General features: G+C 73.4%; 8 protein-coding genes. All 8 read right to left on the bottom strand.

Annotation, left to right across the window (positions count from 1 at the left end; translation table 11 throughout):
• Positions 1-30: 30 nt before the first annotated feature.
• On the bottom strand, positions 31-4,317 hold the full coding sequence (locus tag K7C20_RS04735) for a bifunctional nitrate reductase/sulfite reductase flavoprotein subunit alpha (RefSeq protein ID WP_053209923.1): 4,287 nt from the start codon (positions 4,315-4,317) through the stop codon (positions 31-33).
• Positions 4,318-4,459: 142 nt separating this feature from the next.
• Entirely contained in the window at positions 4,460-5,692 is a 1,233-nt protein-coding gene (locus tag K7C20_RS04730; protein ID WP_053209924.1) for an NAD(P)/FAD-dependent oxidoreductase, read from the bottom strand.
• Between the two features lie 87 nt (positions 5,693-5,779).
• Positions 5,780-6,550, bottom strand: a complete 771-nt coding sequence (locus tag K7C20_RS04725) for an HpcH/HpaI aldolase family protein (RefSeq protein WP_030079754.1) — start codon at positions 6,548-6,550, stop codon at positions 5,780-5,782.
• A gap of 1 nt (position 6,551) precedes the next feature.
• A complete protein-coding gene (locus tag K7C20_RS04720; RefSeq protein WP_030079757.1) occupies positions 6,552-7,799 on the bottom strand; it encodes a type III PLP-dependent enzyme in 1,248 nt (415 codons plus the stop codon).
• Positions 7,796-9,595 (bottom strand): IucA/IucC family protein, encoded by a 1,800-nt coding sequence (locus tag K7C20_RS04715; protein ID WP_053209925.1) that lies wholly within the window; start codon positions 9,593-9,595, stop codon positions 7,796-7,798. The genes K7C20_RS04720 and K7C20_RS04715 overlap by 4 nt, the downstream gene beginning before the upstream one ends.
• A complete protein-coding gene (locus tag K7C20_RS04710) occupies positions 9,583-10,881 on the bottom strand; it encodes an MFS transporter (RefSeq protein ID WP_078953451.1) in 1,299 nt (432 codons plus the stop codon). The genes K7C20_RS04715 and K7C20_RS04710 overlap by 13 nt, the downstream gene beginning before the upstream one ends.
• Positions 10,878-12,683: an IucA/IucC family protein gene (locus K7C20_RS04705; RefSeq protein WP_053209926.1), complete on the bottom strand. Its 1,806-nt coding sequence runs from the start codon at positions 12,681-12,683 to the stop codon at positions 10,878-10,880. The genes K7C20_RS04710 and K7C20_RS04705 overlap by 4 nt, the downstream gene beginning before the upstream one ends.
• Positions 12,680-13,870, bottom strand: coding sequence for an ATP-grasp domain-containing protein (locus K7C20_RS04700; RefSeq protein ID WP_030079763.1), 1,191 nt, complete (start codon positions 13,868-13,870; stop codon positions 12,680-12,682). The genes K7C20_RS04705 and K7C20_RS04700 overlap by 4 nt, the downstream gene beginning before the upstream one ends.
• Between the last annotated feature and the right edge of the window lie 8 nt (positions 13,871-13,878).

Raw genomic sequence — 13,878 nt, 5'->3', positions numbered from 1 at the left:
TGCCCACCGGGCCCCGCGTCGGCAGGTTCCTCAGTACACGTCGCGTACGTAGCGCTTCTCGGCGGCGAGCTGCTTGACGTAGCCGGCCGCCGCCTCCTCCGCCAGACCGCCGTGCGCGACGGCGATGTCCCGCAGTGCCCGGTCGACGTCCTTGGCCATACGGGACGCCTCACCGCACACATAGAAATGGGCACCGTCCTGGAGCCAGGACCACAGCTGGGCGCCGTGCTCGCGCATCCGGTCCTGGACGTAGACCTTGGCGCGCTGATCGCGGGAGAAGGCGGTGTCCAGCCGGGTGAGCAGGCCGTCGCTGCACAGCCGGCCGAGTTCCTCCTCGTGGTAGAAGTCCGTGGCGCGGCGCTGCTCGCCGAAGAAGAGCCAGTTGGGGGCGCGGTGGCCGAGTGCCCGCCGTTCCTCCAGGAAGCCGAGGAAGGGGGCGACACCGGTGCCGGGGCCCACCATCACCATCGGGGTGGCCGGATCGGCCGGCGGACGGAAATGGGCGGCGCGCTGCACGAACACGGGCACCGGGCTGTTGGATTCCGCATCGGCCAGGAACGTGGAGGCCACACCCTTGCGCGGACGCCCCCGGCGGTTCTCGTAGCGGACCACGGAGACCGTCAGACGCACGAGAGCGGGATCGGTCAGCGGGCTCGACGAGATGGAGTAGAGCCGGGGCTGGAGACGGGTGAGGACGTCGGCCCACTCCGCCGCGCCGGCCCGGACGGGGTGTTCGGCGAGGACGTCGACCGCCTGCCGGCTCCAGGCCCACTGGGCCAGCTCGCCCTTGTTGTCGGGCCGCAGCAGCTTCTTGAGGGCCCGGTCACCGGTGCGTTCGGCAACGAGCCGGAGGAGTCCGGGGGTGATCTTGGCGATGTCCAGATGGCGGTGCAGGGCCTCGCCCAGCGGCACCGTGCCCAGGCCCGTGAGGTCGACGGTGGCGGCGGGGTCGAGTCCGGTGACGGCCAGCCACTCCGCGACCAGGTCCGGGCAGTTCCGCGGCAGCACGCCGAGCGCGTCGCCCGCCTCGTACGCCAGCGGTGTGCCGTTGCCGTCCCTGGTGTCGAAGGTGAACTGCCGCACCTCCTTGGTGGCCCCGGCACGGCTGAGCAGCTGGTTGCCGACGAGACGGGCGGCGGCGGGTGCGGCCTTGGAGGGGCGGGTGGGGGCCGGCGCCTCGGGAGCCGGTGCCGCACCCGGTGCGGCGGCGCCCGCCTCCCCCGGGGTGCCGCGCTGTGTCCCGCCGCCCCGCTCCGCGTCGGCCTCCAGGGCGGTGAGCACCCGATCGAGCCACTGCCCCGCAGGCTGCTCGTAGTCCGGTTCGCAGTCCGTACGCGGCACCAGCCGCACCGCGCCCAGTTCGGCGAGCCGGGTGTCCAGCCGGCGGCCGTGGCCGCAGAAGTCGTCGTACGAGGAATCGCCCAGCGCGAGGACGGAGTAGCGCACCCCGTCCAGCCGCGGGGAGTCCGGTGCGCTGAGGGTCTCCCAGAAGCCGGTCCCGTTGTCGGGGGCGTCGCCGTCACCGAAGGTGCTGGTGACCAGGAGCAGATCGGCGCCGGGCGGCAGGGCGGCCGGCGCGCTGTCGGCCATGCTCAGCAGCTTCGCTTCCCGGCCGCTGCCCTTGAGCCGCCGGGCCGTGTCGGCGGCGACCTCCTCCGCGTTGCCGGTCTGTGAGGCCCACAGCACGAGGACCGTACGGGCGGGCGTGTCACCGGCCGCTTCGGCGGGGGCGTCCGCCGGGTCCGGTGCGGTGGCCGGCCGGGCCGGTGTGCGCGAAAACATCCCGGCCAGCACGCCGTTGACCCACAGGGCGCTCTCCGGACCGAAGGGCGCACGGTCGGGCAGTACGGGCGTGCCCGCGGTGGGACCGGAGCCCAGCCCGGCGAGAAAGCCGGAGAGGTAGCGGCGTTCGTGCTCGGCCAGCACCGGCGGGGCGGTGTCGGCGAGCTGGAACATCCCGGCCAGCACCCCGACCGCGCCGCCCGTACCGGAGCCAGGGCCCGTACTGCTGTCCTGGCCCGCACCGGAGCCCGGGAAGGCACCGGAGCCCTGGCTCGCACCGGCCCCGGGCGCGCCGCCCGTGTGCGCCGTGCCCGCCCCGCCGTGCCCGCCTCCCGCCTCGCCCGCGACCCTCGCCAGCGAGACCGCACACACCTTGAACTCGGGCTGGAAGGAGACCGGGTCGACCGCGTCATGGGTCACCGCATTGACGCTGAGGTACTCGCCGAACAGATCGTTCCAGTGGAACGGCGCGAAGCAGTTCCCGGGCCGCACCCGGTCGGTCAGTACGGCGGGCAGCACCGCCCGGCCGCGCCGCGAGGCGACCTCGACCGTGTCGCCCTCCGCGATGCCCAGCGCCCGGGCGTCCTGCGGGTGGAGCTCCACGAAGGGACCGGGGTTGAGCTTGTTCAGCTTGGCGACCTTGCCGGTCTTGGTCAGGGTGTGCCACTGGTGCGGCAGCCGGCCGGTGTTGAGCACATACGGGAAGTCGTCGTCGGGCAGCTCGGCCGCCGGAAGGTGCGGACGGGCGAAGAACACGGCCCGGCCACTGGCGGTGGGGAAGGACAGCCGGGGGCGGGTGCCGTCCGGCCGCTCGTCCAGGGTCTGGCTGACACCGTCGTTGAGGTAGCGCAGCGGATTGCGGTCGGGCCCGTCGGCGGCCGCGCTGGGCCACTGCACGGGGGCCTGCCGCAGCCGCTCATAGCTCACCCCGCGCAGGTCATAGCCGGTCTGCGGGTTCCAGGCGCGCTTGATCTCCTCGAATATCTCCTCCGCGCTCTCGTAGCCGAAGGCGTCCTCGTACCCCATCTCGCAGGCGATCCGGGCGATGATCCGCCAGTCCGGCCAGGCCTCGCCCGGGGGGTCGGCGGCCTGCCGCACCAACGTCAGATTGCGCTCCGAGTTGACCATCACGCCCTCGGTCTCGGCCCACATGGCGGCCGGCAGCACCACATCGGCGTACGCATGGGTCTCGGTCTCCGCGAACACGTCCTGCGAGACGACGAACTCGGCCGCCTCCAGCCCCTCGATGACCGTCCGGCGGTTGGCGACCGAGGCGACGGGGTTGGTGCAGATGATCCAGCACGCCTTGATGTCCCCGTCCGCCATCTGCCGGAACATCTCGACGGTGCCCTGGCCGGGCCCGTCCGCCCGCAGCGCGCCCGCCTCCAGTCCCCACAGCTCCTCGACGAAGGCCCGGTCCCCGTCCACCAGCGTCGAGCGCTGGCCGGGCAGGCCCGGCCCCATGTAGCCCATCTCGCGGCCGCCCATCGCGTTGGGCTGGCCGGTGAGCGAGAACGGGCCGCTGCCGGGGCGGCAGATCGCCCCGGTCGCCAGATGCAGGTTGATCAGTGCGTTGGTGTTCCAGGTGCCATGGGTGCTCTGGTTCAGGCCCATGGTCCAGCAGCTCATCCAGTCGCCCGCGGCCGCTATCCACTCCGCGGCCCGGCGCAGGCCGTCCTCCGGTATCCCGGTGATCTCCGCGACGGTCGCGGGCGGATAGTCCCGGAGGAAGTCCGGCATCGCCTCCCAGCCCTCGGTGTGCTCGGCGATGAACTCCGCGTCGACGGCGCCGTTCTCGACCAGCAGGTGCAGCAGGCCGTTCAGCAGCGCCAGATCCGTACCGGGCGCGATCTGAAGGAACAGATCGGCCTTGGCCGCGGTCGCGGTGCGCCGTGGATCGACCACGATCAGCTTGGCGCCCGCCTTGACCCGTTCCATCATCCGCAGGAAGAGGATCGGATGGCAGTCGGCCATGTTCGAGCCGATGACGAAGAAGACGTCGGCATGCTCGAAGTCCTGATACGAGCCGGGCGGGCCGTCCGCGCCCAGCGACAGCTTGTAGCCGCTGCCCGCGCTCGCCATGCACAGCCGGGAGTTGGACTCGATGTGCCGGGTGCGCACAAACCCCTTGGCGAGCTTGTTCGCCAAGTACTGGGCCTCCAGGGTCATTTGACCGGAGACGTAGAGGGCGAGGGCGTCCGGGCCGTGCTCGTCGACGATCTCGCGCAGCCGCGCGGCGGTCCGCTTGACCGCCGTTTCCATCGCCTCGGCCACCGGCTCGTCGCCGCGGTCCGCGCGCACCAGGGCGGTCGACAGCCGCCCCGGCGCGGCGAGCAGCTCGGCGCTGGTCGCGCCCTTCGTGCACAGCCGTCCGCCGTTCGCCGGGTGCGCCTTGTCGCCGGCCGCCTTGCGCACCGTCCGCCGCCCGTCCGGGCCCGTCCCGACATCCAGCACGATCCCGCAGCCGACACCGCAGTACGAGCACGCCGTGCGCACCTGCGTGATGCTCTCTGCCGGCGTTTCCGGTGCGGTCACGGGCGGTCCCCTTCGTGGTCGGATGTTCCGCTCCACGGTAGGAATCGCCCGTTAACCAGGTGTCACGTCAAGAGATCAACCGTCGTTACGGCGCCCACACAGTCACCCGCGGCGCCGCGTGAGAACAGCCGCCGGCCGCCGCTCAGGGGACCAGATCCGCCAGCGGCACGTCCGGATCGGCGAGCCGCCCGGGGTCCACGGCCCGCCCGCTCGCCACCAGGGCCCGGATCGGCTCGGTGACGTCCCAGACGTTCACATTCATCCCGGCCAGCACCCGGCCGCCGGAGAGCCAGAAGGCGATGAACTCACGGGTGCCGGTGTCGCCGCGGAAGACGACCCGGTCATAGCCCTCCGGCCCGACGTACCCGGTGTACTCCATGCCCAGGTCGTACTGGTCGGTGAAGAAGTACGGCAGCCGGTCGTAGCGGACCTCCTGGCCCAGCATGGCCTTGGCGGCGGTCTGCGGCTGGTGGAGGGCGTTCGCCCAGTGTTCGACGCGGAGGTGCCGGCCCAGGAGGGGGTGGTAGGCGTTGGCGACATCGCCGGCGGCGTGGACGTCGGGGTGGGAGGAACACAGCCGCTCGTCCACGACGACACCGTTGTCGACCTTGAGCCCGGCCTCGGCGGCCGGCTCGCTGTTGGGGGTGATCCCGACGCCGACGATGACCGCGTCCGCCGCGATACGGGTGCCGTCGGCCAGCCGTACCCCGTCCACCGCACCGTCCGTACCGGTGATCTCCGTGACCTGGGTGCCGCAGCGCAGCGCGACGCCGTGCTCGGTGTGCAGATCGGCGAAGATCTGGGCGGCCTCGCGGCCCAGCACCCCCAGCAGGGGCAGCGGCGCCGCCTCCAGCACGGTCACCTCGACCCCGGCTGCGCGCGCCGCGGCCGTGGTCTCCAGACCGATCCAGCCGCCGCCGATCACCACGATCCGGGACGCGGTCCGGAAGACCTCCTTGAGGCGGTCGCTGTCCGCCAGGCGCCGCAGCGTGTGGACCCCGTCGAGGTCGGCGCCGGGCACCGGCAGCGGGCGCGGTGTGGAGCCGGTGGCCAGCAGCAGCTTGGCGTAGCCCAGCCGGCTGCCGTCGGCGAGGGTCACCTCGTGGCCGGCCGGGTCGATGGCGGTGACGGCGTTGCCCAGGCGCAGATCGACCTCGTGGTCGGCGTACCACTGCGGCGGATGGGCGTACACCTTTTCCTTCTCCGTGGTGCCCAGGAGATAGCCCTTGGACAGCGGAGGACGCTCGTAGGGACGCTCGGTCTCGTCCCCCAGCAGCACCACGGGGCCCTCGAAGCCTTCCGCGCGCAGCGTCTCCGCGGCCTTCGCGCCGGCCAGCCCCGCTCCCGCGATGATGAATGCCGTGTTCTGGGCCATGTACCGCTCAGCTCCTTCGGACGATCGGTTACCCGGTCATCAGTTACCCGCCCGGAGCCCGCGCAGGTACCGCCGATGGAGTTGCCGTCACTCCCGCCCGGCGGTCCGCTCCCGGTGCGCGCGCAGCGCACGCGCCGCCAGCTCACGGTCCTCGCCCAGGACGAAGGCCGTGACGCCGTCGGCGCGCCACTCGGCGCGGCGCTCCGGCGTGGTGGACATGGCACAGAAGGGAACGGAGTGGCGGGCGCAGGCGCCGCGCAGGGTGCGGACGGCCTCCTGGACGCGGGGGTGGCGGACCTGCCAGGGGACTCCGTAGGACTGGGAGAGGTCCCCGGGGCCGGGCAGGACGAGGTCGACGCCGCCGGGGGCGAGGATCTCGTCGATCGCCTCCACGCCCTCGGCGTCCTCCAGGAGCGCCACGACCATGATCTCCGCGTTGGCCCGGCGGATGTACTCGGCCGGGTCGATACGGCCGAAGCCGGGACCCCGTCCCCCGTTGAGGGAGCGCATGCCCTCGGGCGCGTAGCGGGCGGCGCGGAGCGTGGCGTCGATGTCCGCGCGCCCGCGTACGTGCGGGACGACGATGCCCATCGCCCCGGCGTCCAGGGCGCGCAGCACGGCACCGGGATCGGCCTCGGGAACCCGGACGAAGGGCGTGAGCCCGGTCGTCTCGGCGGCCCTGATGAGGTTCTCCAGCCGCTGCGGGTCGACGAGGGTGTGCTCGGTGTCCAGGATGACGAAGTCATAGCCGGCGCAGCCGATCATCTCGACCATCGTGGGCTCGGGAAGCGTGCTGAAGAGCCCGTACACCTCCTCGCCCGCACCGAGCTTTTGCCGGACCTCGTTGGGGCGCAGCATCTCAGGCCTCCTCTGCCGCGCCGGGCTCCGTGGCGCCGAGGAAGTGGAATCCGGGGCGCGGGTGCATCAGGAAGTCGTGGTGCGAGATGTTCCAGGCGTAGGCCCCGGCGACCCCGAACACCACCCGGTCACCGGCCCGCAGCCCCGGTGCCGGGACGTTGCGGGCGAGGACGTCCTTGGGGGTGCACAGCTGGCCGGTGACGGTGACCAGGCCGCCCTGTGCCGCCGACCGCGGCCAGGGGTGCGGCCAGGGCGCCTCGGACGGCAGCACCGTGCAGGGCTGGTCATGGCCCTTGGTCGCGGGGGTGCGCAGATGGTGGGTGCCGCCGCGGACCACGGCGAACTCCTCGCCGTGGCTGTGCTTCACATCCAGCACCTCGGTGGCGTACCAGCCGCAGTACGCGGTGAGCGCGCGCCCCGGCTCGATGCGCAGGGTGAAGCCGGGGTGGGCGGCGGCGAGCCGGGCCAGGCCCGCACCGTAGGCCGTCCAGTCGAACCGGCGCTCCGGGGCGGCGTAGTCGACGGCCATCCCGCCGCCGATGGTCACCTCGGAGAGCGGGATCCGGTGCTGTGCGGCCAGCTCGGCCGCCCACGTCACGATGGCCTCCGACACGGCGAGCTGCTCGGGTGCCTCCAGCCCGCTGGCCAAGTGGGCGTGGATACCGCGGAGTTCGAGCTGCGGGTAGCTGCCGTCGGTGAGCAGGGCGACGACCTCACCGGCCTGTGCGGGGTCCAGACCGAAGGGGGTCGGGCGGCCGCCCATGGCGAGCGAACTGCCGTCCAGGGAGCCGTCGTCGACCGGCAGGTTGAAGCGGGCCAGCACCGCGATACGGCGTTGTGGGGCGAGCCGGGCGGCCAGGTTCGCGAGCATGCGGAGCTCGTACACGCTCTCCACATGAAAGCGCTGCACACCCAGCTCCAGCGCCTGCGCGACCTCGGCGGGCGTCTTGCCCGGTCCGCCGAAGGCGAGCGGCGCGCCCGGCACGGCCTTGCCGACATGCGCCAGCTCGCCGCCCGAGGAGACCTCGTAGCCGTCCACGTACGGGCGCAGCGCCTCCAGGATCTCCGGCTCGGGGTTGGCCTTGGCCGCGTAGTACAGCTCGACGCGCTCGGGCAGCGCGGCCCGCACCTCGGCCAGGTGCGCGCGCAGCGCCGTCAGGTCGTAGAGGTAGGCGGGCAGTTCCTCGGGGGAGAGGGAGCGGGCGCGGTCGCGGACGTCCGCGGTGAGGGCGGGGGCGGGAGTGGTCATCGTGCGCTCCAGGGGGTGGTGTCGTCGGTGCGCCCGGCGCCCGACAGAACGGCCTCGGCCAGCGGCGAGGGCAGCAGGACGTAGCCGGCCTCGCGGTCGGCCTTGCGCTCCCAGCGGGTGAGCAGGTTGGCCTTGGCGGGCAGCGGGACGCCGGCCAGCAGGGCGGCCAGCCGCGGCGGGCAGCCGTACCGGTCCGCGTGGGTCTGGAGGGTGCGCCGCACCTGCGCCCACAGCTCCGTCTCGGTGTCCGGGTGCAGATCGGCGAGTGCGGCGAGCATCTCGGCGACGTGGTTGACCAGCAGGCAGTACACGACGCGGTCCCAGCCGCGCTGGGCGTCGTAGGTCATCGGTCCGGCGACCTGCTCGGGCAGCGAGGCCAGCAGCTCGGTGTGGTGCTCGGGGACGAGCTTGGTGCCCTCCAGGTCACGGAAGAGGACCTGTGCGGGCATCCCGTCGCCGTCGACACAGACCAGCACGTTCTGCAGATGCGGCTCCAGCACCAGGCCGTGGTCGAAGTAGGCGGCGAGCACCGGCGGCAGCAGCAGATTGAGGTAGGCGGCCCACCACTCCAGCGCGGCCTGCGGTCCGGCCCCGTCCAGGAGGCGGGAGACATGGGCCGGGCTGGTGGGGTACTCGTCGGCGACGGCGGCGGCCAGCAGCGGGGTGGTGCCCGGCAGCAGCGGCTGGGACAGGCCCTCGCGGACGATGACACCGAACCCTTCGAGCAGCTCGGTGTCCGGGCGGCCGTCGGCGCCGGGCAGCGCCAGACTGCGGTAGGCGGGCTCCCGGAGCACCGCGGCGCCGGGGAACCGGGTGGCGAGATCGGTGAGCGCCGGCGCCAGCAGCCGGGTGAGGGCCACCGCCCCGGACAACTCGTAACTGGCGTTCTTCCGCAGGCAGTTGGTGATCCGGACGTTCAGGCTGAACTTGAGGAACGCCTCGCCGTCGTAGAGCGTGCGCACGGACGCGGTGGCCGCGAACGGCGTGTCGCTGCTGCCCAGGACGCGGATGTCGTCGCGGTCCAGCGCCTCTTGCAGACCCGTGTGGTCGCGCAGCAGCTCGTACTGCCAGGGGTGTACGGGCAGCAGCCGGTAGCCGTCCGGGACGTCGGTGTGCAGCGCGTCCAGCGGGCCCGTGGCGCCGTCGGCGGACACCTCCTCGGCGATCAGCTCCTCGCGTACGGCGAGCAGCAGCAGCGGGAAGACGGCCCCGGCCTCGGGGGCGTACGACTGCCAGGAGGCGGGGTCGCCGGTGCGGGCCTTGGGGGTCGGGTGGAAGCGGTGGCCGAGGACCAGCGACTGCTCGGAGGCGACGTAGGCGGCCTGCCAGACCTCCGCGCCGGACTGCGGGGCCTGGGCGACGGTCCCCCCGGCGGCCGGGCGCTGCTCCGTACGGGTGGCCAGCGCGGCGGAGACGGCCTGGTGGCTGGAGGCGATCTGCGCGAGGAACTCCTCGTTGCGCACCCCGGTCCGCAGCGAGAGCTCGGCATGCACGTACTCGGCCAGCCGGTGCCAGCCGACCTCGGCCCAGCCGTCGGCGGTCTGTTCGGACACCGGGCCGGTGAACCGGTGCGCGCCGAGCAGCGAGGTACGGCGCAGCGCGACGCGCAGCAGCACTCCGCGCCGCGGCAGCCGCAGCAGCAGCCGGCCGTGGTCGACGGCGGTCTGGTGCTCGGGCCCCGACACCTCCCGCAGCAGGCAGTTGAGCAGGGTGTGCGCCACGGCCTGGTCCGCGGTGGGCAGGCCGGCGGGGGTGGCGCAGGCCGGGGCGGCGGGGGAGTTGGTCAGCGAGGGCATCGAAGGCTCCTGCGGGTGCGGAGAGTACGGGGAAGGCGGGGGAGGGCCGTCGCCAGCACGGTGACCAGCGCTATCGCGGTGCCGGTCAGGACGGGTGCGGTGGGGCCGAACCAGTCGTTTCCGGCCGCGGCGGCCACGCCGGCGGCGACCGCGCCGGCCTTGGAGAAGAATTCGATCGAGCCGAACAGCCCGCCGGGGGCACGGCCCTTGGCGCAGTCGGCGGCCAGCACCGACATACAGACCAGGCCCAGGGTGAGGCCGGCGCCGAGCACCAGACGCATCGCGACGAACGAGGTGAGCGAGTCGGCGATGCCGTGCCCGGCCAGGCCGAGCGCGATACAGCCGAAGCCGAGCGCGATGCCGAGCCGGGGCCGGCCGCGGAAGAGGGAGTGCACCGGGATCGCCGCGATCAGGTAGCACATGTGCGGCAGGGCGAACAGGATCCCGGACACCATCGGGCCGGTGCCCGGTATGCGCTCCTTGATGAGGGCGATCAGGTACGGGAAGGAGATGACGGTGGAGAAGACGAACGCGAACTCGATGGCGTACAGGGCCCGCAGGGAAGCGGCCGGGGCGCGCCCGGAGGGCTCTGCGGCGGCCTCGACCACCGGCGTTCCGTCCGCTTCGGCCTCCGCGGTGGTGGCCTGCGGCGTTGCGGGCCGGGACCGCGGGGGCTCCGGGAGCGCCGCCAGCATCGCCGCGGCGGCCAGCGGCAGCACGGCCAGCAGCGCGTACTGGCGGTGCGGCGAGAGCCACGGCGTCAGCGAGCCGACCACGATCGGCGCGCACACCAGCGCCGCGCGGGCACTGCCCTGCATCAGGGTCAGTGCCCGGGAGAGCGCATGGCCCTCCAGCGCCGCCCCCAGATAGCCGTTCGACGCGGCGAAGGTGCCGCCCAGCACGCCCTGGATCACCAGGGCGGTGGCGAAGGTGCCGATCGAGTCGGCCCAGCCCGCCAGCAGGAACGCCGCGGCGAGCCCCAACTGCGCGCGCAGCAGCAGCCGTTTGCGGCCGAACCGGTCGGCGAGCCGCCCCCACAGCGGCGCCCCGATGGCGCCGAAGATGGTGGGCACGATGTAGAGCAGACCGGCCCAGCGGGCGGCGCCGTCGCCCAGCTCGGGCAGGATCTCGGTGAGGTACGGCGGCAGGCCCAGCGCGGCGAACGACGCCACGAAGTAGCAGCCGGCCACGGCGTACACCTGGCGGCGGCCGATACCCGGGCGGACCTTGGTCTCGACGGCGGACGCGTCGACCCGTGGGGAGGCGGCGGTTTTCAGCGGGCTCATCGGGAAGTCCCCATCGGCAGCAGATAGTTGGGGCCGGTGGTGTAGTGCTTGTTGATGTCGGCCGCGCCGGACCGTTCCTTGGACAGCAGGGTGCCGGCGCTGACCATCGCCTTGACCGGCAGCCGCGGGGCGTCCAGGACGTGCGCGCGCAGCGCGGCGCCCGGCTCGCCCGGTGCGGTGCCCAGCCGTTCGACGGCCTCGGCGAGCCGGTCGCGGACCAGGCCCAGCAGCCGGTCCTGCGGCGCCCGTCCGTGCTGCGCCAGCCCGAAGGCGTAGGAGCCCGCGCACAGATGGACGGTGATGGTGGTGAACAGGTCCAGCACCGGCCGGTCGTGGTCCGCGAAGATCCGCGGATCGGCGAAGTCCTCGGGGTCCGGGGCGTCGTCGCCCAGGGTCTCCCGCAGCCGTACGGCGTTGATGCGCGGCGCGTCGTTGTCCTTGAACAGCAGCCGCAGCCGGGTGCCGTGCGCCCCCTGGTCCAGTACCAGCGAGATGTTCTGCTGATGCGACTCCAGGCCGAAGCCGTAGCCGAACAGGGTGGTCTGCCAGTCGAAGAGCAGGGTCAGACAGGCGTCCAGCAGCGCCAGCGGGTCACCGCCGTAGAAACGGTCGGCGAGCTCGTCGATCACCAGCCGTCCGCCGGGCGCCCGGCCCAGCAGCGCGGCCATCGGGACCACGGCGCTGCCTTCCAGCCCGGCCGGGTAGCGCCGGCACAGCACGGCGAGCAGCTCGTGGCCGGCGTGCGCGTACACCGTCTCGTCGGCCTGAAGAATCGTTTGTGCGAACCGTGGCTCGCGGGCGATCACCTGCTCCAGCAGCCGCTGGCCCGCCGCGCCGTCGACGAGGGTGCGCGGCTTGATGGTGCGCCGGTTGCGCAGCCCCAGTGTGGCGGTGGCCAGCGGCAGCTTCAGATGCAGCCGGGGGTCGGCGTCCAGCGCCACGGTCCGCATCGACAGCGTCGGCACCGCGCCGAGCACTGCGCGCCCGGACAGCACCGCCTCCTGCTCCAGACCGGTCTCGCGCAGCGCCTCGTGCAGCGCGTCGCCGAGCGTCAACGGGTGGACGGGGAGGGCGAGATGGCTGTCGTCGAGGTACGGCAGATCCAGCTCCGCCGGCGTCGGCCAGCAGCCGGGCAGCGCCGCGGTGCCGCCCGCGACGGTCATCGCGGTGCGCGGTACGGCCAGCCAGCGCAGCGCGAAGTCCGGGCGGAACTCCGGTGCATAGGTACGCAGTTGCGTCTCGTCCAGGCCGGAGCGGCCCCGCGAGGTCGGGTAGACGGGGTGGTCGAGGCGCGCGGCGAGGGTGTCGTACGCCAGGCCGCCGTCCAGTCCCCGCCAGGTGTCGGACTCGCCATGACGCTCCGTCAGCGTACGGTCCACCTCGTCCCGGGTGCGGGTGTGCAGCCGCATCGTCGCCAGGGTCTGGCGGCACTCCTCGGCGAAGGCGTCGAAGCCGGGCTGGTCGGCCGGGTCGGCGAGCGTGCGCAGGGCGGTGAGAACGTCGTCGACCGAGGTGAGGCGGGCACCGTCGGATTCGCGGACGAGCAGCGGCAGCCGGGCCGCGTGCACGCTCTGGTAGCCGTCCGTGCCCAGCGGCAGCAGCAGGGCTCCGGCCGCCGGGTCGGCGGCCAGCCGCAGCCAGCGGCCGTCCGGCCGCTCCAGCAGCGTGCCGTGGGTGCGCAGACCGACGACGTCCTCGCGCAGCAGCGCGCTCAGCACCCGCAGCAGCAGCTCGGACTCCTCGGCGGTGCCGGCCGTTCCCTGCCCGGTCGGGTCGGCGAGGAGGCCGGGGGAGACGGTCATGACGAGATCTCCCAGCGCTCGGCGCCGAAGAAGCCGTCCGCGACCCGGTCCAGGGCGCTCCGGTCGGTGCCGGTGGCCCGCAGCACGCCGAGGTAGTCGCGGTTGGTGCGGTACAGCGGGTGTTCGGCCCCGACCGCGCGCAGCGGCCGGTAGGCCAGCCGTACGCCGTCCGTCTCGCGGTCCGTGGCGGCGGGCGCGGCGGTGAGCGTCCCGGCCCGGTCGGCGAGGGCGTACTCCACCCGGCCCACGCCGTCCTGCCGCGCCCCGAGATCGGCGGGCAGCGGCTCGCCCAGATGCGTACGGAGGACGTGCTCGAACAGCTCGATGCCCAGGACCTGGGCGAGCAGCAGATCGCACTGGTCGCCGATGACGCGGTAGTTCACCTCGATGAGCCGCGCCCGGCCCTCGTGCACCACGAACTCCGTGTGGCAGGCGCCGAACCCCACGCCCAGCGCGTCGAGTTGGGCCAGTACCTGTTCGACGACGGGCCCCGGGTGGGCGGCGACGAAGTCGTGCCGCTCCTCGATGAAGGCCGGCGGCGCGGAGAGGGTGGTGTGGAAACCGCCCAGGACGTGGCGCAGCCGACCGTCGCCGAGGGTCTCCAGGGTGTAGAGCTCGCCGGCAAGGAACTCCTCGGCGACCAGCGCCGCCTGCGGCCGCCGCGCCTGTATCTCCTCGGCGCGCGCCACCAGTTCCCCGGGGCCGGCGGCCAGCATCACATCCTCGCTGGCCACGCCCTCGCGGGGCTTGACGACACAGGGGTAGGGCAGTGCCGCGGCGGTGAGCGCGGAGGGGTCCTGGCCGGGGGCGAGCTCCGCGGACCGTACGGTGTCGGCGCCGGACGCGGCGAGGTGGCGGCGCATCTCGGCCTTGTTCTTGGCGCGCAGCGCGGCCCGCCAGTCCTTGCCGGGCAGTCCGAAGTACTCCGCGGCCAGGGCCGCCTGGGTCTGCAGATGGTCGCTGTTGGTGAAGACCGCGGCGGCCGGGTGGTGCGTGGCTATGCGGGTGATGACGGCGCGGAAATCATGGACGTCGCACTCCTGGACCTCGGTCCGGGGACTGTTGCGCCGGTGTGCCTCGGGCTGGTCCGTCAGCAGGGTGACATCCAGACCTAGGCGGGCGGCGGCGGGGAGGAATCCCTCGGTGACCGAGTCGGTGGGGTTGAGAGCGAGCAGATACAGCCGCATGGGCGGGG

Source organism: Streptomyces decoyicus, from assembly GCF_019880305.1.
Taxonomy (GTDB): domain Bacteria; phylum Actinomycetota; class Actinomycetes; order Streptomycetales; family Streptomycetaceae; genus Streptomyces; species Streptomyces decoyicus.
This window is presented reverse-complemented; position numbering and strand designations above follow the sequence as displayed.